At 43.8% G+C, this 19,388-nt stretch carries 25 protein-coding genes and 1 riboswitch; of the genes, 19 read left to right on the top strand and 6 right to left on the bottom strand.

What is annotated here, in order from left to right; genetic code table 11:
* Positions 1 to 125 precede the first annotated feature (125 nt).
* The 10 genes from REC12_RS08930 to REC12_RS08975 all read left to right on the top strand — a co-directional run bounded on the left by REC12_RS08930 (position 126) and on the right by REC12_RS08975 (position 9,088).
* Positions 126 to 1,391 carry a molybdopterin molybdotransferase MoeA gene (locus REC12_RS08930; protein WP_308893724.1) on the top strand — a complete coding sequence of 422 codons (1,266 nt, stop codon included), beginning with the start codon at positions 126 to 128 and terminating at the stop codon, positions 1,389 to 1,391.
* An 83-nt stretch (positions 1,392 to 1,474) separates the two neighbouring features.
* Positions 1,475 to 1,681 (top strand): TOBE domain-containing protein, encoded by a 207-nt coding sequence (locus REC12_RS08935; RefSeq protein WP_308893726.1) that lies wholly within the window; start codon positions 1,475 to 1,477, stop codon positions 1,679 to 1,681.
* A 269-nt stretch (positions 1,682 to 1,950) separates the two neighbouring features.
* Positions 1,951 to 2,757 (top strand): molybdate ABC transporter substrate-binding protein, encoded by an 807-nt coding sequence (gene modA, locus REC12_RS08940; protein WP_308893728.1) that lies wholly within the window; start codon positions 1,951 to 1,953, stop codon positions 2,755 to 2,757.
* 21 nt (positions 2,758 to 2,778) lie between these two features.
* A complete protein-coding gene (modB, locus tag REC12_RS08945) occupies positions 2,779 to 3,465 on the top strand; it encodes a molybdate ABC transporter permease subunit (protein ID WP_308893729.1) in 687 nt (228 codons plus the stop codon).
* Positions 3,465 to 4,136: an ATP-binding cassette domain-containing protein gene (locus REC12_RS08950; protein WP_308893731.1), complete on the top strand. Its 672-nt coding sequence runs from the start codon at positions 3,465 to 3,467 to the stop codon at positions 4,134 to 4,136. The genes modB (REC12_RS08945) and REC12_RS08950 overlap by 1 nt, the downstream gene beginning before the upstream one ends.
* Positions 4,137 to 4,169: 33 nt before the next feature.
* A riboswitch (molybdenum cofactor riboswitch) is annotated at positions 4,170 to 4,305 on the top strand.
* A 177-nt stretch (positions 4,306 to 4,482) separates the two neighbouring features.
* Positions 4,483 to 5,142 carry a molybdate ABC transporter permease subunit gene (modB, locus tag REC12_RS08955; protein ID WP_308893732.1) on the top strand — a complete coding sequence of 220 codons (660 nt, stop codon included), beginning with the start codon at positions 4,483 to 4,485 and terminating at the stop codon, positions 5,140 to 5,142.
* Between the two features lie 8 nt (positions 5,143 to 5,150).
* Positions 5,151 to 6,212: a sulfate/molybdate ABC transporter ATP-binding protein gene (locus tag REC12_RS08960; RefSeq protein WP_308893734.1), complete on the top strand. Its 1,062-nt coding sequence runs from the start codon at positions 5,151 to 5,153 to the stop codon at positions 6,210 to 6,212.
* Between the two features lie 40 nt (positions 6,213 to 6,252).
* A complete protein-coding gene (gene modA, locus REC12_RS08965) occupies positions 6,253 to 7,101 on the top strand; it encodes a molybdate ABC transporter substrate-binding protein (protein WP_308893735.1) in 849 nt (282 codons plus the stop codon).
* A 19-nt stretch (positions 7,102 to 7,120) separates the two neighbouring features.
* Positions 7,121 to 7,963: a ModD protein gene (gene modD / locus REC12_RS08970; RefSeq protein WP_308893736.1), complete on the top strand. Its 843-nt coding sequence runs from the start codon at positions 7,121 to 7,123 to the stop codon at positions 7,961 to 7,963.
* A 195-nt stretch (positions 7,964 to 8,158) separates the two neighbouring features.
* Positions 8,159 to 9,088, top strand: a complete 930-nt coding sequence (locus REC12_RS08975; protein ID WP_308893737.1) for an NADH-quinone oxidoreductase subunit G — start codon at positions 8,159 to 8,161, stop codon at positions 9,086 to 9,088.
* 135 nt (positions 9,089 to 9,223) lie between these two features.
* On the opposite strand, the gene REC12_RS08980 is transcribed toward REC12_RS08975, so the two are convergent.
* The 5 genes from REC12_RS08980 to REC12_RS09000 form a co-directional block, all read right to left on the bottom strand.
* A complete protein-coding gene (locus REC12_RS08980) occupies positions 9,224 to 9,586 on the bottom strand; it encodes a cation transporter (protein WP_308893738.1) in 363 nt (120 codons plus the stop codon).
* 145 nt (positions 9,587 to 9,731) lie between these two features.
* Positions 9,732 to 9,947, bottom strand: coding sequence for a hypothetical protein (locus REC12_RS08985; RefSeq protein WP_308893739.1), 216 nt, complete (start codon positions 9,945 to 9,947; stop codon positions 9,732 to 9,734).
* A 79-nt stretch (positions 9,948 to 10,026) separates the two neighbouring features.
* A complete protein-coding gene (feoB, locus tag REC12_RS08990) occupies positions 10,027 to 12,162 on the bottom strand; it encodes a ferrous iron transport protein B (RefSeq protein WP_308893741.1) in 2,136 nt (711 codons plus the stop codon).
* A 58-nt stretch (positions 12,163 to 12,220) separates the two neighbouring features.
* Positions 12,221 to 12,442: a FeoA family protein gene (locus tag REC12_RS08995; RefSeq protein WP_308893743.1), complete on the bottom strand. Its 222-nt coding sequence runs from the start codon at positions 12,440 to 12,442 to the stop codon at positions 12,221 to 12,223.
* Between the two features lie 28 nt (positions 12,443 to 12,470).
* A complete protein-coding gene (locus REC12_RS09000; protein WP_308893744.1) occupies positions 12,471 to 12,764 on the bottom strand; it encodes a FeoA family protein in 294 nt (97 codons plus the stop codon).
* A 518-nt stretch (positions 12,765 to 13,282) separates the two neighbouring features.
* On the opposite strand from REC12_RS09000, the gene REC12_RS09005 reads away from it, so the two are divergent.
* The 8 genes from REC12_RS09005 (at position 13,283) to REC12_RS09040 (ending at position 17,862) form a co-directional block, all read left to right on the top strand.
* Positions 13,283 to 13,573: a DUF2325 domain-containing protein gene (locus tag REC12_RS09005; RefSeq protein WP_308893746.1), complete on the top strand. Its 291-nt coding sequence runs from the start codon at positions 13,283 to 13,285 to the stop codon at positions 13,571 to 13,573.
* Between the two features lie 85 nt (positions 13,574 to 13,658).
* A complete protein-coding gene (locus REC12_RS09010; protein ID WP_308893747.1) occupies positions 13,659 to 14,294 on the top strand; it encodes an HD-GYP domain-containing protein in 636 nt (211 codons plus the stop codon).
* A gap of 56 nt (positions 14,295 to 14,350) precedes the next feature.
* On the top strand, positions 14,351 to 14,542 hold the full coding sequence (locus tag REC12_RS09015; protein WP_308893748.1) for a hypothetical protein: 192 nt from the start codon (positions 14,351 to 14,353) through the stop codon (positions 14,540 to 14,542).
* 338 nt (positions 14,543 to 14,880) lie between these two features.
* On the top strand, positions 14,881 to 15,312 hold the full coding sequence (locus REC12_RS09020; protein WP_308893750.1) for a DUF3842 family protein: 432 nt from the start codon (positions 14,881 to 14,883) through the stop codon (positions 15,310 to 15,312).
* Positions 15,305 to 15,499 carry a CooT family nickel-binding protein gene (locus REC12_RS09025; RefSeq protein WP_308893753.1) on the top strand — a complete coding sequence of 65 codons (195 nt, stop codon included), beginning with the start codon at positions 15,305 to 15,307 and terminating at the stop codon, positions 15,497 to 15,499. Before REC12_RS09020 ends, REC12_RS09025 begins: the two co-directional genes overlap by 8 nt.
* Positions 15,500 to 15,570: 71 nt before the next feature.
* Complete coding sequence (gene cbiM, locus REC12_RS09030) at positions 15,571 to 16,662, top strand: cobalt transporter CbiM (protein WP_308893755.1); 1,092 nt, start codon at positions 15,571 to 15,573, stop codon at positions 16,660 to 16,662.
* Positions 16,663 to 17,116: 454 nt separating this feature from the next.
* Entirely contained in the window at positions 17,117 to 17,506 is a 390-nt protein-coding gene (locus REC12_RS09035; protein ID WP_308893756.1) for a CGGC domain-containing protein, read from the top strand.
* 179 nt (positions 17,507 to 17,685) lie between these two features.
* Positions 17,686 to 17,862 (top strand): hypothetical protein, encoded by a 177-nt coding sequence (locus tag REC12_RS09040; RefSeq protein ID WP_308893757.1) that lies wholly within the window; start codon positions 17,686 to 17,688, stop codon positions 17,860 to 17,862.
* Between the two features lie 218 nt (positions 17,863 to 18,080).
* On the opposite strand, the gene REC12_RS09045 is transcribed toward REC12_RS09040, so the two are convergent.
* Positions 18,081 to 18,611, bottom strand: a complete 531-nt coding sequence (locus tag REC12_RS09045; RefSeq protein ID WP_308893758.1) for an FmdE family protein — start codon at positions 18,609 to 18,611, stop codon at positions 18,081 to 18,083.
* A gap of 515 nt (positions 18,612 to 19,126) precedes the next feature.
* Here REC12_RS09045 and REC12_RS09050 point away from each other — a divergent pair.
* On the top strand, positions 19,127 to 19,303 hold the full coding sequence (locus tag REC12_RS09050; RefSeq protein WP_308893759.1) for a hypothetical protein: 177 nt from the start codon (positions 19,127 to 19,129) through the stop codon (positions 19,301 to 19,303).
* The last annotated feature ends 85 nt before the right edge of the window (positions 19,304 to 19,388 follow it).

A 19,388-nucleotide genomic window follows, 5' to 3' on the forward strand; every position in this document is an offset into this window, starting at 1 on the left:
ACGCTTAGTCTATAGTCTAAAACTACGGCATATCATGTACAACGTTGGGTTATCTGGTGTTGGTTTATGTTCGTTTATGCTGGATGGATTATAGTTTTATGATTGAAAGGATTATAAATATAGAAATGAAAAATTTCAAACATCCAAAAACATCACGCCAAGAAGCCTTAAGGCTTATCCTCGATCGATCTCGTTTCCAATCCCGTGTGGAAATATTGCCTGTGCGAGAAGCGCTTGGAAGGGTGACCGCTCAAGAAGTGCTTGCTGTAAACACTTTGCCTAACAGCCCTGTCAGCAGGATGGATGGCATTGCCATTAAATTTGCGAATCTCAGTGGAGAATTGTCAAATTCCTGTAATTGGAGGTATGGTGCGGATTATGTTTTTTGCAATACTGGAGTGGGAATTCCAGGTGATTTTGACACGGTGATATTGATCGAAGATGTAGAAATAGATGAGACAGGTGAATTAAGGATTTTAAGCATTCCTCAAGCGGGTCAGTATATCCGTCCTGCCGGCGAAATAATGCGGGCCGGCGACGTTTTAGTTCCCGAGTATTCTTGTCTCAGCCCGCTTCATCTGGGGCTTTTATCTACAGGCGGCGCAGATGAAATTCCTGTCTTAAGCAAACCTAGAGTTGCTGTTCTTCCCACCGGAAATGAACTGGTGCCGGTTGGGTCCAAACCACCGCGCGGTAAAACTGTGGAATCTAACGGTATCATGATGGAAGCACAAATAAAAATCATGGGCGGAGAACCGCATCTTTATCCTATTATCCGTGACGATCCGAATGAGTTGGTTAAAGCCCTGCGTGACGCCTTAGCCTGGGCCGATATGGTTATTCTTAACGGAGGTTCTTCCAAAGGTACGGATGACAGGGCTCTTGAAGTCTTGGAGACGGTCGGTGAAATCTTGGTCTATGAAATGAATTCCGGTCCTGGTAAACATACTACCTTGACCATCGCCGGCTCTAAACCCATTGTGGGTACGGTAGGACCGACAATAGGAGCTGTCTATGCTATGGAATGGTTTGTAAGACCTTTAATTTGTAAGTATCTTTTTCAGCCAATGATCGAACCGGAACGGCTGAAGGTAAAATTGCTGGATGATATTCCGGCGGCAATGGAATTTGCTTGGCTGGAGGTCCGGCAAATTAACGGATTTTATGCGGCTAAACAAATAGGACGCCTGGCTCCCCTGTCCAGACAATTGCAGTCCAATGCCACTTTGATCATGTCAAAGGAAAGTAAAGGATATAAAGCGGGAGAAATAGCTGAAGTAGAATTGCGCTGCGCCGACCTAGCCGCTCTTAATTCACCGCTTGCAAAAGCGGGAGTCTTAGAGCGGATTAGTCAGCGGATAAAACCTGACCGGTTAAGCCAATCATTCTAAAGGAAATATATGCATAAATTTATATAAAATGAAAATCATAATAATTGAAACCAGTTTCAGTAAGCGATAGGGGGAACAGCATAATGCAATTGTCAACGCGAAATCAGCTTAAAGGTAAGATTACAGAGGTGAAGAAAGGTCCGGTCTCTACTGAAGTAACCATGGATATCGGTGGTCAAGCAATGGTAGTTGCCTCGATAACAACCGGGTCAGCGGATAGGATGGGACTTAAAGTTGATGATACAGTTACGGCGCTAATTAAAGCAAGCTCTGTCATGATAATGAAATAATGCAATAGAGACTGATGGCCTGCACTTAACCTGAAAAGTTTGGTGGCAGGCCTTTAAAATTCAGCATTTTTCTTTAGATTTTTTAGCATGTCTAAAAATAATATTGGTAATGTGTTAGGACATATCGTATAATAACGTTGTGGTTGAGTTATGTTAGTTTAAGATAGGTCTTATTAGGTCTGACGCTTTTGGTGCAGGTTTAATAAATCTAATATAACTAACATAACTGACATATCAATGCATAGAAAAATATAAAAGGAGGAGTTTAAATGAAAAAAACTTCGTGGTCATTCGTGCTCTGTATTCTAATGGTTCTGTCTCTTGTCGGTTGTGGCGCAGGAAATGCCGCTCAACCCCCCGCGAACACCGCCCAAACTAAACCTACGGAAATCACGGTGTCGGCCGCGGCGAGCTTGCAAAACTCATTGGATGAAGTTAAAAAAGCTTACGAGCAGAAAAATTCCAATATCAAACTGACAATTAACTATGGTGCTTCGGGTACGCTTCAACAACAAATAGAACAAGGTGCTCCGGTTGACCTCTTCATCTCTGCAGGAAAGGCCCAAGTGGACGCTTTGGAACAAAAAAATCTGACCGATAAAAGCAGCAGAATTGACTTATTGGGAAATGATTTAGTACTTATTACCGGGAAAGACAACACTAAAGTGACCACCCTTGATGATCTGACTAAATCAACGGTTGGGCATATCAGCATTGGTACCCCCAAGTCTGTACCTGCCGGGCAATATGCTCAAGAAGCTTTAACAAATCTCAAACTTTGGGATGCTTTACAACCAAAATTGGTAATGGCCAAAGATGTAACTTCAGTTCTGAATTATGTTGAAACAGGGAATGCTGATGCAGGATTTGTCTATAAATCAGACGCTCAAAGTTCCACAAAAGTTAAAGTTGTGGAAGCGGTTCCGGCGAACAGCTATAAACCCGTTGTTTATCCGGCCGCTATTATTGCAGCAACTAAAAACAAACAAGCTGCTGAAGATTTTCTTAAGTACTTACAAGGTGCAGATGCCCAAAAGGTATTTGAAAAATATGGCTTTAAATCTTTAGCAAAATAATTTGCTTCCGGGGGAGCCCCTATGGAATTTAGTTTTATACCGATTATTCTATCTTTAAAGGTTGCTTTTGCGTCCGTTGTTATTGTCGCTTGCTCGTCGATACCGGTAGCTGCTATCATGGCTAAGCGGGAGTTCCTGGGTAAGGATGTGGTTGAGTCAATCATCACCTTGCCCTTGGTTCTCCCCCCTTCGGTAGTTGGCTTTATGCTGCTCTTGTTCTTTGGCAAGAACGGTCCCGCAGGTAAGCTGCTGGAGCAATGGTTTAATATTAGAATTGTCTTTTCTTTAACAGGAGCAGTGATAGCCGCTGCTGTTGTTTCTTTTCCTTTAATGTATCAGTCTGTAAAAGTTGCCATTGAAAATGTGGATCGCAATCTTGAAAAGGCTGCCCGTACTTTAGGTGCGAGCGAATTCAGGGTGTTCTTTACCATAACTCTTCCCTTGGCTTGGAATGGTATTCTAGCCGGTCTTGTTTTGGCTTTTGCCCGCTCTCTGGGTGAATTTGGTGCGACGCTGATGATCGCGGGAAATATTCCCGGTAAGACCCAGACGATGCCTATTGCCATATACTTTGACAATGATGCGGGAGACACATGGCAAGCGAGCATACTGGTTATAATTATGACTGTCTTTAGCTTCTTGGTAATTTATGGCTTGAATCGTTGGGGAAAACGCTCCAAGCATCACTTGAAGGGAGAGGGCAAGTAATGTTCAAGGCCAATTTTAAAAAAAAATTGCCTACCTTTGAGCTGAATGTGGATATTACCTTGGATCAGGGTATTCTGGCCCTCGTTGGACATTCGGGTGCCGGAAAAACGACAATTTTGCAATGCGTGGCGGGGCTTCAGACACCGTCTTGGGGAGAAATCAATATCGGCGGTAAGGTTGTTTTTTCCTCCGAGCTCGGTACGAATGTTCCCATTCGAAACCGCCGCATAGGATATGTTTTTCAGGACTATGCTCTTTTTCCCCATATGACGGTTGAGAAGAATGTATTGTATGGGAAACCTAAGAAGGGCAGCGCCTCGGATAAGGTCCTTACAGTTTTGTCAGTCTTGGAGATGCTTAAAATTGACCATCTTCGCAACCGATATCCCCATCAGATTTCAGGCGGAGAAAAACAGAGGGTTGCTCTCGCCCGTGCTTTAATGACCGAACCTGAGCTCTTGCTGCTGGATGAACCCCTCTCCGCGTTAGATCAGGAGACGCGGGGCACCCTTCAGCAAGAGCTGCTCAAAGTTCAAGCGCAGTGGCAGATTCCCTTTGTTTTAGTTACCCATGACCTCCAGGAAGCGGAAATGCTGGGAGACCAAATTATTAAATTGGACCAGGGCAGGCAAGAACTGGTCAGAAAGCTTGATAAGGCACAATTATCTTGATAAAAGCCCATAGGGCCTAATGGATGACAAGTGAATAATCTAATTCTCCGAGCCAGGATGACCTAAAGATCAATCCACGGTCACTGGACAGGGCTTTCCAGGTCCTCAGGGTATTCCCGGAAACAGGTATGCCTTCACATTCTGAAAAGGAGTAGCACAGATAGACTGGGACGCCGGTCTATTTCAGGCTCCCTTTAGGGAGCCTTGTTCTTTATCCGCTGACTAATCCGCTTTAAGACTCCCACTCCCGCTTCGGCAAACGGTGGGTTAAGGAGCGGCTAAGTTATCAAAAAGCAAAGGGGGGCATTGAGGTTTAGAAAATTTAAAAGAACTGGACTTTTCTCCCTTGTTGATCTCCGTGCGAGCTGCTATTTTAGCGACAGTTGTTACTTTCTTTTTGGGAATTACCGCCGCCTATTTTGTTTCAAGGTATAGAGGGAATCTTAAAGGATTGATTGATGGCATCTTTACGCTGCCCTTGGTTTTGCCGCCAACCGTCGTTGGTTTCTTGCTTCTTTTGTTGTTTGGAAAAAATGGCCCTTTGGGCAAACTTTTAATGACGATTGGCAAGAGTGTTATATTTTCTTGGCCGGCAACAGTTATAGCGGCTTCCGTTGTTGCCTTTCCCTTAATGTATCGTACGGTAAGAAGCGCCTTTGAACAAATTGATCAAACCCTTATCTACGCGGCACGCACTCTAGGTGTTTCTGAGTGGAAAATCTTTTGGAAAATAATGATTCCCCTCGCTTGGCCCGGTGTGGCCGCCGGGACGGTATTGGCCTTCGCCAGGGCTTTAGGCGATTTTGGAGCGACCCTGATGATTGGCGGCAATATACCCGGCGAAACCTTGACAATTCCCGCTGCCATCTTTTTTGCTGCCGAAGGAGGAGACATGGGTAAAGCTTTATTATGGGTTATACTTATTTTCCTTATTTCCTTAATTGTTATGATCCTGATGAATTACTGGGCTGATTCTCAGCACAAGATTGGCAGTAGCCAACGATAGGAAACACTATGGAATTATTCGTAGATATTCAAAAGAAATTTTCCGGATTCGAACTTAAGGTCGAGTTTGAGGCCGATCTGAAAGTGTTAGGCTTTTTAGGTGCTTCAGGTTCGGGGAAAAGCATGACGCTGCGCTGTGTTGCCGGTATTGAAACTCCGGATTGTGGTCGGATTGTGCTTAATGGCCGAACTTTGTATGATTCCCAAAAAGGAATAAATTTGCCTTGCCGTCAGAGAAGACTTGGCTATGTCTTTCAAAATTACGCCTTATTTCCCCATATGACAGTCGCGGAAAACATTGCTTTCGGACTTGGAGACAAGACACGCGCGGAGCGGAGGGACATAATTGAAAACATGGTGTCCATGACCAAAGTTGAGGGTTTGGAAAAAAGGTTTCCCGGCCAGCTTTCCGGAGGGCAGCAACAGCGAGTTGCTCTGGCCAGAGCTTTAGCCGTTGAGCCGCAGGCTTTGCTTCTGGATGAACCGTTCTCCGCACTTGATGACTATCTGAGAAGTTATCTTGTTAAACAGTTAAAAGAAATCCTTTCCGACTATCAGGGAGTTGCTTTGTTCGTAAGTCACAATATGGAAGAAATTTATAGCATTTCTGATCAATTAATTATACTGTCATCAGGAAAAATCGAGGCGACAGGGCAAACTAAGGAAGTATTCATGTCTCCGCCTTCCCTTACGGCAGCCCAATTGACTGGGTGTCACAATGTTTCTCCTGCCAGGTACATATCAGTTTTTGAGCTGGAAGCCCTTCAGTGGGGCATAATCTTAAAAACTGGAGTTAAGCTTACACGTCAGATTAAATATGTGGGTATTCGTGCCCATATGCTTGAAATTGCCTCAGGTAAAGAAGAAGAGAATGTGTTTAGTTGTTGGCTCGTTTCCACAGACGAGACTCCGTCCCGGGTGACGGTCTGTCTGTCTCTGGACGAAGAAAAGCGAGAGCAGGATAGCCGGCAAGTTCAGTGGGAAATCACAAAACAGTTGTGGGTAGAACTGAAAGATCGGCCACAGCCGTGGCGTCTGCATTTTAAGACAGAGAATTTAATTATTATTTAACTTGAAATCTTAGATAGAGATAGAAGGAGGAATAAAGGCCATGTTTTCTGAAATTTGGAAATATAAAAAAATAAAATCCCTGTCGTTGCTGATTACTTGTCTGATGTTACTGGTTGTTCCAGTGGTTTCAGGGTGTTCGGGCAGTGCAAAAGATGCCTCCACTTCGCTGGATAAGACCGAGCAAACGAAACCGGTCCAGCTTCTGGTTTCTACTGCTCCTAGCCTGAAAGGTTCACTTGAAGAAATTAAAAGCTTGTATGAGGCTCAAAATCACCAAGTGAAATTGGTCTTTAACTATGGGCCTTCAGGATCACTGCAAACTCAAATTGAACAAGGTGCTGCCGCCGACATATTTATTTCTCAGGGCAAGCAGCAAATGGATGCTTTAGAGGAAAAAGGATTGATTAAGAAGGACTCAAGGATAAATCTGCTGGGAGATGAGCTTGTTTTAATCGTCAATAAAAATAACTCGTCAATTAGCAGCTTCGCTGATCTGACCAAACCGGAGGTTAAGAAGATCGGAATTGGCGAGGCCGCTTCGGTCCCGGCGGCTAAAACAACTCAAGAAACCTTAGAAACCCTTAAATTATGGGACGCTTTACAAGCCAAGCTGGTCATAGGCAAGGATTTAATGCAGGTCATGGCTTATGTTGAGACAGGCAATGCCGAAGCGGGGTTTGTCTGGGACACCGTTGCCATAACCTCGGATAAAGTTAAAATTGTGGCCAAGGCGCCGGCAAATTCTCATAAACCCGTCGTTTTGCCGGCTGCAGTTGTAGCAGCCTCTAAAAACGCTGAAGAGGCCGCCAAGTTTATGACCTATCTGCAGAGTGATGAGGCTATGAAGGTTTTTGCAAAGAACGGTTTTGTAAAAGGAGAAACAAAATAATCGGAACTGAGGTGGAGCCATGTATATAACCGCTGATACAATTGAGAGATGGATTAAGGAAGACGTTCCCTATATTGATTTGACAACTTTGGCTCTCGGCATAGGCAGCGTTAAAGGAATCATTCGATTTACTGCCAGGGAGTTTACAGTATTATCTGGGGTGGAAGAGGTATTGAAAATCTTCAATAAACTTGAAATCAACCCGACACACTCAATGCCTTCCGGTTCCATAGTAGACAAAGGGGATGTTTTTATTGAAGCCGAGGGGTTGGCGGCTAACCTGCACATGGCTTGGAAAGTTTCTTTGAACATCCTGGAATATTCTTCGGGCATTGCGACAAGGACTAAAAGGATGGTCGATCAGGCTATAGCGGCTAATCCTGACATTGCCGTAGTGGCAACAAGAAAATCTTTTCCGGGGACTAAAGAGCTTGCCGTTAAATCTATAATTGCAGGCGGGGCTTTTCCTCATCGGCTAGGGCTATCGGAGACAATTTTGATTTTCCAGCAGCATCGAGAATTCCTTGGAGATATTCACGCTCTGATGCAGGAATTAAAGCAATTAAAAGCGAAGAGTTGTGAAAAGAAGATAATTGTTGAAGTCGAATCGCTTGAAGAGGCACGCCTGTTAGCCGAATCCGGAATAGATGGGTTGCAATTCGACAAAATTCCGGCAAATGATTTAAAGATTATGGTGGAGCAAATCCGGGGAATTAATCCAAAGATTACTTTAATTGGGGCAGGAGGTATAAATGAAAGCAATATTGCGGAATATGCGGCTACAGGCATTGATGCGATTGCGACTACAGCAATGTATTTTGGAAAGCCTTCAGATATCGGGGTTAAGATGGAAAAGTTCTAAACCGATAGATTATCGATTTTAATGGATTCGGAGAAGGAAAAGTTCTATAATTATACTGTTAATGTTCTTAATGTTCAGTGAATAGATTTTAATCTTAGAGAGATATGGGATTTCACTGACCGGGCCTGATCCAGCAGTAAGAGAAGCCTGAGACTAACTCGTCGGCTAAACAAATTGAGAGGAGCGAAAACTATCATGGAATTGCTTACATTAACGATTGATGGTCGTGAAGTCAGTGTTCCCAAAGGAACGACTGTGCTTGAAGCATGCCGAATGAATAATATTCCCATTCCTACTTTGTGCCATGCTCCTGAACTTACTTCTTCCGGCGCTTGTCGCTTGTGTGTCGTCCAAATTGAGGGCATGCGCAATCTTCCCCCTTCTTGCGTCACCCAAGCAGCGCAGGGTATGAAGGTTGAGACGCAGAACCCCAAAGTTCGCAATGCGCGCAAAATGATTCTGGAATTGTTAGTGGCCAGCCATCCTTTGGATTGTATGACTTGCCAAAAAATGGGCAATTGCTCTTTAGCGCAATATGCTTATGAGTACGGGGTAAAGGGAAAACTGTTTATAGGAGAGAAACGCTGCCTTCCCATTGATGACACGAATCCTTATATTTTAAGAGATTTAAACAAGTGTATTTTATGCGGGAAGTGCGTTGCCACCTGTGAGGCGGTGTCAGAACGAAATGTAATCGGATTTGCTAACCGTGGATTCCAAACCAAGGTTTCGACCTTCATGGACACTGACCTGAAAGATTCGGCCTGCGTCTATTGCAATAGGTGTGTAGCTATTTGCCCCGTTGGAGCATTAGTGGACAAAACGATGATCGGCAAAGGCAGAGATTGGGAACTGACAACGGAAGAAGTCACCTGTACTTTTTGTGACTCGGGTTGTAAATTTAATATCAATTCCAAGAACGGCAAAGTTATTGGAGTCACCGCAAAATCGGCAGCCAATGGCCGTCCTCTTTGCCTGAAAGGGCGCATAGGTTCTGATTTCAGGTATAATGCCGAGCGGAAGGACAACCCTTTCCTTAACAAAGATGGCGAATTTATACAAGTAACGTGGTCGGAATTTTTAGGTTTAGGCAATATTGTAGAAAAGATCAATTCTTTAGCTTAAGCAAACCATCATTAATAAACGAGGGAATCAGCTCTATAGTTAAAGTTGACGATATTAAAGCCGCCTGCTAATGAGGCGGCTTTAATGTTGTTACAGTTTTGCGGGATTGCAGGCGGGATTTTCCGGCTGTAGATTTCAGTTGACAGAAATGACCATATAGCCCGCTTCAGAGACCGCTTTTCGCAGAAGCTGATCAGGAACTTCTTCTTTCATATATACCTTGGCAATCCGCTTATCTAAATCCACTTTAGCAAAAACACCGTCCAGGGAATTAAGCGCGTTTTGAACATGAATAACACAATTGCGGCAGGTCATACCATCAATTTTCAGAACCTTTTCGTAAGGGTAATGGCTTAAATTCTGATCTTGAACCCGGACCTTTTTGGGGGCTGCGTCACTCTCCGAACCACAGCAACCGGAGGCCATCTTTTTTCGATAACTGCGGATTCCTAAAAATATAATGGCAGCGAGCACGAGGCAAATTATGATGGTTGCCATGTTCATCTCCTCTTTCTGCTTAAGATTAAACAAAACCGAATGCTGTCTGTTGTAGCCGCATCCGGTTTTTCAGCTGAACTTTTTAAATGGTTTGTTTGAAAAATGGGTATCCGCGTTACTCTGTTATTTGGCAGGGCGGGTAGGATCAGTGTTTCAGTGGTGCAGCTTTTGATGGACAAGAGTGGCATCCGGCACAACCGCCGCCGCAACCCAGGGACATATCGGAGGAACCCACTTTCGCGGAATGGCAGGCTCCTTTCGCTTCACACGCTGCGCAGGTGCCGTTTTTTACAAGATAGCGGATTGCCAGTGTTAAGAGAACAGCCACGCCAAGACCGAGCAAAATAGTTGGTAAATTCATAGGTTAACCTCCTCACCGGCGGAGACGGTTGATTAAACCGTCTCCGGACTAAAAAGATAAGGGCTTTCTTGAGAGATTTCTAGATAGCCGCACCCGCGCGACTGAGCGTTGTCTTGCGGCGCGCGGAGGGGCGAACCAGCAGGAAGATCGCCAGGAGCAAAAGGAGGAGTGCCAGGATTTGACCTATTCCAAAACTTGCTCCATAGAACAGGACACTGCCTAGTTGGTTAGTGATAAACGCTAAGCCATAACCTAGGAGAACCTGATATCCGATGGCGATCGCCGTCCATTTGGAGTCGTTCATTTCCCGGGCGGTGGTGGCCATGGCTACAATGCAAGGAGGATCGAAAAGATTGAGCAGCATGAATGAGAAGGCTCCCAGTGCCGTAAACATCGAAGCAATCCCAGTCATTACCGCCTGCGTGTTGTCCGGATCGGCAACGCCGTTCAGGACAGCCAGGGTGCCGATCGCGCTTTCTTTGGCCATGAGAGCGCTGATCGTTGCGACCGCTCCTTTCCAGTCTCCGAATCCCAGCGGGGCAAAGAACCAAGCGATCGCATGCCCGATGCCGGCCAGCATACTGCTTTCGATATCAACCATCTGCATGTTCCAGGCGAAGGAGGAGAGAAACCAGATAAGGACGCAGGCTGTAAAGATAATAGTGCCGGCTTTGATGACGAAAGCCCGTGAGCGTTCCCACATGTGAATCAGAACGCCTTTGAGCGAAGGAATGTGATAAGGAGGCAGTTCCATGACGAAGGGAGCCGGGTCTCCCCCAAAGTAGGCTGTCTTTTTAAAAGCGATGCCGGATAAAACAATGATGGCAATCCCGAGAAAATACATGGCTGGTGCGATAAAGAACGATTTGGGGAAAAAGGTGGTGGTGATCATGGCGATGATCACTGTCTTGGCGCTGCAAGGCATGAAGGTTGAGAGCATGATGGTCATGCGGCGGTCTTTTTCGTTTTCAATGGTCCGGGTAGCCATGATGGCCGGTACACCGCAACCTGTGCCGATCAAAATCGGAATGAAGGATTTTCCGGAAAGGCCGAATTTACGGAAGATTCGGTCCATGATGAAGGCGACCCTGGCCATATAGCCGGAATCCTCCAAGAGGGAAAGGAAGAAAAACAGAATGAGCATCTGGGGGACAAAGCCAAGCACGGTGCCCACGCCGCCGATGATGCCGTTGACAATCAGTCCGTTGAGCCAGTCGGCGGCCCCCACGGCAGTTAAAGCCGCTGTGGCGCCGTTGGTGATCCAGTCTCCGAACAAAGTATTGTTCACCCAGTCCGTGGCGATACTGCCCAAGGTAGTAACAGATATATAATACATCAAAAACATAAGAGCCGCGAAAATGGGGAGAGCAAGGAAACGGTTGGTAGCAATGCGGTCGATTCGGTCAGATGCCGACATGGCTTTGGGATTTTTGCGGAGGCACTTGTCAACCAGTTGGGCGATGTAGTCATAGCGCTCGTTGGTGATGATGGTTTCGCTGTCGTCGCCGAGCTCTTCTTCGAGGGGGACGATGAGGCTTTCCAGTTTATTCTTTTGTTCTGAGGAGAATTGAAGTGACTCCAGAACTTTTTGATCACGTTCGAACAGTTTGACGGCATACCAGCGGGCACGCTGCGGTTCCAGAATATCTTTAAAAGTCTCGGCAATAGAGGAAAGGACTTCTTCAACCTGCTTGTTGAACTTGTGCTGCGGAACGGAGGGACGTTTCGCTTTGGCGAGCTCAATGGCTTTTTCCGCCGCCTCCATGGAGCCTTCTCCCTTGATGGCGGCAGTTTCCACAACCTCGCAGCCTAATGCGGCACCAAGCTTCTGGGCATCGATTTTGTCGCCGGATTTTTTGACGATATCCATCATGTTCAGGGAAAGGACAACCGGTATGCCCAGTTCCACGATCTGGGTCGTCAGATATAGATTTCGCTCCAGGTTAGTTCCGTCTACCAGATTGATGATGGCCTCAGGATGGTCATTTATCAAGTAGTTGCGGCTGACGACTTCTTCAAGGGTATAAGGAGAAAGGGAATAGATCCCCGGAAGATCTGTGATAATTACGTCTTTGTGACCCCTTAATTTACCTTCCTTTTTTTCTACGGTAACGCCCGGCCAGTTGCCCACGTACTGGCTGCTGCCGGTTAAATTGTTGAACATGGTTGTCTTGCCGCAGTTTGGATTGCCGGCAAGTGCGATTTTAATTGCCATTATCTCTTCTCCTTTGCCATAGTTAACGTTCTTGAAGGTTAGCTAAACCGTGGGGTTTTTAAATCACCTCAATATTTTCCGCCTCGGCTTTGCGCAAGGAAAGCTCGTAGCCGCGAACAGTGATTTCGATAGGATCGCCAAGGGGAGCCACTTTGCGCACATAAATCTTTGTCCCTTTGGTTATGCCCATGTCCATGAGGCGGCGGCGGAGTGCACCGACTCCTTTGAAAGCAGTGACAGATACAGTTTCTCCTGGGTTGACTTCTTTGAGTGTTTTCATGATTTTCTCCTCCCAAAATTAATAGCAGTTAAGCAGTCAGTACTCGGCTGGCCATTGATTTGCTGATAGCTACCCTTGTGCCCTTAACGTTGACAATAACATTCCCGTTCATTTCTGTAACAACCGTTACTTCAGCGTCTTCGACAAAACCAATGTTGCTGAGAAAACGTCTTGTGTCATCCTTGCCGGAAATAGACTTAACTCTGACCCGTTCCCCGGTGCGCACCATGCTCAGAGGAATAACCTGCCCTGAAGATGATGAGCGAGGACGGCAGATGCTTAAACTTGAGTTGTATATAGCTGCTGTGTTTTCCTTTTCCATTTGAAACCACTCTCCTTTAAAAGACTGTAGTTATTATGTTTTATTTACGTCGTTGTCTCTCATTTCTATCCTATTACAATTCTACTACTAATGATAATCATTTTCAATAACTAAATTTGCGAAAGGAAAATTTATTGTTATATTTCTTCAATCAAATTATGAATATTAGATCAGAAAGAAAAATATTCATAAACGATAATTATTATCGTTTAAGTCGAGAGACTTTTGCCTATAGCTTATCTCGCCGAAAGGTTATCTTTTCGGTATATCCGTTTTATTTTAAATAAAAAAAGCTCGGTGATAGTCGGTTGGCTAATCGTGGGGATCTTGTACTGAGGACTGTTATTTGCTAATCTTCTGCTTGACGGATTAACTTACTGCCTGTAATATATAAGTAATCCGAACTAAATGAAAATCATAATCAATTGGAAAGCTGCATTAAGGCACAGACGGAAATTTCAGTTCAATTTAACCTGACATAAAAATAATACTAAATTAAAAGAAAGAAGGGTAATTTTATGAGTATCGTTCTTGTTGGAGGTCATGACAGAATGCATGAGGAATATAAAGAGATATGCTCTAAACGCGGGCATCGTGTGAAAGTCTTTACTCAGATGCCTGCCAGATTTGACAAATTAATTGGCAATCCTGATGGAATTGTGCTGTTTACATGGACGGTATCTCACAAGATGATTCATACGGCTGTGAAAGAAGCAAAGCGAAAAAACATTCCGGTGTTAAGATGTCATAACAGCAGCAGGACGTCGCTGGAAGGAATGATCGAACAGTTGGAAAAGGGTCAGAGATAAGTTTTAAGGCAAATGATAATCATTTTTAGCAATTGATATTCGCAGGGAAAGGATGACATGCCACATTACATAGGAGGACGCGTTGATGTTTCAATTTGCCAGAGAATTTTTCCGCAAAGATCAATTCCATGATATTATTGAATGCCTGGCCGCTGCCTTGGAAGCAAAGGATTTATACACCAGCGGCCATTCTTCAAGAGTTGGAGATATGTCCTTTGATTTGGGCCGTTTTATGGGGTTAAAAGGTTCGGAACTTGAGGATTTGCATATTGCCGCACACTTACACGATATAGGGAAGATGGGTATTGCGGAAAGCATCCTGAACAAGAGCGGGAAACTTCTTCCTCATGAGTGGGAACAGATAAAGAAGCATCCTGAAATTGGCTACAACATCTTATCTAAGTCCAAACGGCTTTTAAAAATCGCGGAAATTGTACTGCACCATCATGAACGGTGGGACGGAAGCGGCTACCCGTACGGTTTAAAGGGAGACAAAATTCCCTTGGGTTCAAGAATCATTGGAGTCGCGGATTCCGTCGACGCTATCACTTCTGCCAGGCCTTATAGAAAAGCAATGTCTTGGGAGAAGTGCTGGGAAGAGGTACTTTTAAATAAAGGCATACAATTTGATCCCATGGCGGTGGAAGCAGCGGAAAAGCTGTGGAGGAAATGGAAAGGAATATGGCAGAGATCTCAGGAGAACAGCGAAGAGGCAAGTTAAAGGTATTTTTGAAACAATAATGGTGTCGAGCATGTTCTCTTTGTCGGGAGGAGGAAGTGTGGGGCATTAAAGACTGTATAGAGTATTACGCTAAAATGGCCGAACAGGAGACTAATCTGGTGTTGAAAAGGCTTTATATGGTGAATATGGACTTGTTGATTAAACTAAGAGATGCTAAGCTCAAGCGGAAGAAAGGTTCCAGTGGGGTTGTGGGTTCCGGATATGAGAAGGATGAGCGCGTCATTTAACCTTGTGCGGCAAAGCTTATTAAAATGTCTTGAGGTTGCGTTGACGGAAAATTTTTAAAAATACCTAAACCTAAGAAGGAATTTCGGGCCGAATAGCGAATATTATCTTAAAGGATTGGGTATCAAGAAGATACTCGCAGAAAATGTATGGATAAGCTTATCATATGCTTTGGAAAATTTTAGTTTTGTACAGTTTAATCATTGGAACATGACCATGGAGGTCTGCCTAGAGGAACAGGCAAATCTTCATGGTTTTATTTTTGGGAGGGATATTCATGAAAACAATGATGTTAAGCGTTTTTTCTACTAATAACAAGTGTTGCATCTCGGTAGAATAGATGAGAGTTGCGGTAATCGACGGACAAGGCGGAGGAATAGGAAAGGTTCTGGTCGGGAAAATAAGACATGTATTTCAGGAAACTATTGAGATACTGGCTTTGGGCACAAACTCCGTTGCTACAACGATAATGGTTAAAGCAGGCGCCAACCAGGGTGCTACCGGAGAAAATGCCATAAAGTATAACCTTAATAATGTTGATTTTATTGTCGGTACAATATCCATCCTCATTGCCAATTCAATGATGGGAGAGTTGACTCCGGACATGGCTTCCGCAATTGCTTCAAGTGAAGCAGTTAAGTTACTGCTGCCCTTGAACCGTTCCAAGGTTAACGTGATCGGTTCCTTGTCAGAACCATTGCCTCATCAAGCGGAAATGTTAGTTAAACAACTACATAAATTTATTTTGGAAAGGTCGGAGAGCAATGTGTGAAGCCAATGCCTTTTTGAAAAATGGCGACCGGGAGGAACTTCTACTGGAATCTGTCGATAAAATCACTCCTGAAGCGGACACTCTTGTACTAGAAGATATCTTTGGTCAAAGAAAAATCGTAAGGGGAAAAATCGTGGGGATGGCTTTGGTGGAACATAAAATTGTTATTGAAGAATTGCAACCGTAAACTGCCTGGTCTTAAAGTAACATCTTTATTACAAAGTTAATCACAGGGAATTAGACCATGAAGGTTTTGCTGTGACAGAAGTCATGTCCATCCTCGTGGCCTTTTATTACAAAGGAGGAATTATTATGCATATTCCGGACGGGTATTTGAGTCCCCAAACAGACGCGGTGCTTGGCATAGTCAGTGCCTCAGTCCTGGCAGTCGCGGCCAAAAAGACCTCGAAGACACTCAGTGCGAAAAACATTCCCTTGTTGGCTATTGGTGCGGCCTTTTCTTTCACAATCATGATGTTCAATGTTCCGATTCCCGACGGTACAACAGCTCACGCGGTGGGAGGTTCGCTGCTGGCGATCCTCTTTGGTCCTTGGACGGCGGCGATTGGGGTAGCAATTGCTTTAGTCATTCAAGCCATCTTTTTTGGGGATGGCGGTATTTTAGCTTTAGGCGCCAATATTTTCAACATGGGTATTGTTCTTCCTTTTATAAGTTATGGCATCTATAGTTTAATAGCAGGTAAAAGTGTGATTTCCTCAAAACGACGCTGGATTGGGGCAGCTATCGCCGGTTATATTGGATTGTGCGTGGCCTCCTTGTCAGCCGGAACAGAGTTCGGCATACAACCGCTTCTTTTCCACACAGCCAATGGAACTCCACTCTATAGTCCCTACGGATTGAACGTGGCCTTGCCGGCGATGCTTTTCGCCCATATGACCGTAGCCGGTCCGGTAGAAGCTGTCGTTAATGCTTTGGTGGTTGGCTATTTGCAACGCTCCAATCCGGCTTTGTTGGAACTGAGAACCAATTCCGAGAGTAAGAATGCTCCTCACCGGATAAGGAAATTTGTTATAGGGTTATTGGTTTTGGCCATATTTACCCCCTTGGGACTTCTGGCCTCAGGATCAGCATGGGGAGAATTGGGGTCTGATGAATTGCAGTCTCAACTTGGTTTTCTCCCCAGTGGTTTTCAGAAATTCAGCGACTTTTGGCATCATACGCTTCTGCCTGACTATGGTATTGCCGGGTATGATCAAACGTTCTGGCAGCAATCCCTTGGTTATCTCCTGTCGGCCTTTGTCGGTATAGTGGTTATCGGATTGGTTGCTTTAATTATACAGCGCTTTGTACGCAAGCCTGAGAGTCAGAAAAATAGCAGAACCTTCTAAACAAAAATACTAAAGAGGATATCCTGACCATGAAGGTCTATTGGCACAATGATGCTGTGGGTTTTCATGGTCGTTTCATTCATTTTTGCTCAGACCCAGGGGGACACTCAGGGAAGTTTGGTATGTCCCCGAAATGATTTCGTTTATTAGATTCACTAGGCAGAATCTAGTAATATACCTCCTTTTTTAAGCTGCCTGTTGGAACGGTAAGCGGCAATATTACAGTTCTTTATGGGCAGCTCTTTTCTCTTAAAAAGAAGAAAAAATGTAGAGCAACGCTTTCGTGATGCTGTTAAATTAAAATTATTAGCATTTTTCGTTTTATTAAATTAAGGATAGAAACATTTGAACGGCAATTTTAATTAAACAAAGTAAATAAAGAGAGGGAATATTGAAGAACTGACTTTGCCATAGTCATAATTCTAAGTAAAGTAACGTTAAGGAAGTGCCGTTAGTGACTAATATCGTAATTTTCAGTTGCCCAAAGGTGACCAATAAACTGGGATGCTCCTGTTCAGATTGCTTTAACGAGCTAAAGAACAGGACAGGGGCTTACGAGATATATAATAGCTTTCAGAAACTCGAACTAATTGGAATGATCAATTGTCCGGGATGTCCGGCGGAAACTGCTCCGGAGAGAATTGTCAGTCAAATTCGCTATTTAGACAAATTTAACGTCGACAAAATCCATTTTACCAATTGTATGAGCCTGTATTGTGCTTTTAGATACAACTATCAAGTGTTAATTGAAGGAAAGTTTCCAAGAATTGAAATTGTACAGGGAAAATATGAAGCAGCTGCACTCTCGTGTGTATCCGAGCCATTAGTACAGCAAAAGATGTAAATTATCATTTTGTAATTTGAGAAAAACTTGATTGTGTAGATTTGAGAGGTTTTATCTTCGTCTGGAGGGATAACCTTACGGAGCTTCGTCGGTATAATTGCCCATAAAACGTCCAAAATAGTTTAAAAATAAGCTTTTGGAGGTAATTAATATTTATGGGAAAAGATATAATAAGTCATGTGCATGAACATTCGCATTCTGAGGTCTGCCATAAGCATCCCCATATGCATAACGGTGAAATGCACGATCATGAACATACCCATGAAGCCTATACCCACGTTCATGAACATGATCATCAGTTTGTTGATGAACACGAGCACGACCACACTCATCATGAACATATGCATACTCATTAGCTTGCGTTGATGGAAAGCAAACTATCTTGATCCCGATGTTTTTAAGTGCTTTCGCACTGAATCTGGGAAGTTACTCAACTGTCTCCTTTGTTTCCTATGTGAAAAGTATAGAGCTAAAGTATACGAGGAATGGCGGTTAAGAAACAAAATGCGTGCCCGATTGGGCACGCATTTTACAATGCAGCGGCTGGCAGGTGAACTAATTGGACATCCATCCCTTACCATCCTCTAGAATAGTCTTGGAAACAGTCCAAGCATAACTTTTTACCATCATGGAGACGAATTTTATGTTCGGCGGCTCCTTCCCCACAAATGTCGCAAACTACTGTGGTAAAGATTCTGGCCTTTTCAGGCAATACAAACGTCGGCTTCGAGAAGCTAAAGAGTTGATCTACAGATGTGTTCAGTATATATTCCTGGCGCTGCTGGCGGTCCATTTCTCCATCAAAAGGTTTTATTATCATTCTTAGGCTTTCGCCGCTGGCCCTATTATAGAAGCTGAAAGCCATTTTACCTGTACCTTTATACAAAAGGTTCCCTTTGCCTAAAGTACATCCCGTGATAACTTGTACAGCATCGACGCCACAGGCATCATTTTCGGTGACACATACAATTTCTTCATCAGGAGAAAACCGGATGCCCATTTTTTTAAGTGCTGCCTCACAGGCCTTATAGCCAATAGCAAGTCCTGGGCACTCATGTCCATGAAATTCCACAACTTTTTCCCATGCTGTTTTTTCTCTACACATAATTAAACTCCTTTCTAAGTGAAAAAATAAAAAGACCACAAAAGTAGACTGTAAAAGTCAGACCTTCATGGTCTTTGGCAAACACCTTCACGGTTTTGCGAACTAAGATTGTTTTTAATATTCTATAACATTTTGCAAATTCCTGCAAAGTTTTAGAGATTCGAAAAATAAGGGCAATTATCTTTTGCAAGGTTTGAAAAGTAGATATGTTCATAATAAATTTTTAAACATAAGCAAGCTAAGGCTTTACAGGAATGAACATACTAAGTATAATAATGCAATAATAAGTAGATGAATGAGAGGCCACGAAGGTCTTGACCAACAGTAGTTTGGTCATTTCCTTAAGGCCTTTTTTCTTTTTTTAAAAACGGCTGGTTATGTTATTAATGTAGGAACTCTGATGCTTTTATCCTGATGCTTATCCAAGGATAAATAATTATATTTGGGTCGGCAAATTCAAATAAGCCAAAGAGTGAGTAGTGAATTTTCCTTTCTTTAAAAAGGAGGTACGAGTATTGGTACGTCGGGAAGAAAACTGGGGGATGGAAGAATATAGACAGGCTTTGCTGGGAGAACGGAACGAAATTTTAGAAAAGATTGCCTCAGGAAAGGAGCAGAGGATTCAATGGTTATTAAAGTTTATGGATATTGAAGACGAACTCGAAGAATTATCCCATCGCAAAGACTTATAGGCTAACAAGTTTGAAGATGAAGAAAAATATTATATAGACTTATGAAGCTTCAGCCAAATAAGAAGAGTGGAATCAAGTACTGGCT

The organism is Candidatus Desulfosporosinus nitrosoreducens (assembly GCF_030954495.1).
Lineage (GTDB): Bacteria > Bacillota > Desulfitobacteriia > Desulfitobacteriales > Desulfitobacteriaceae > Desulfosporosinus > Desulfosporosinus nitrosoreducens.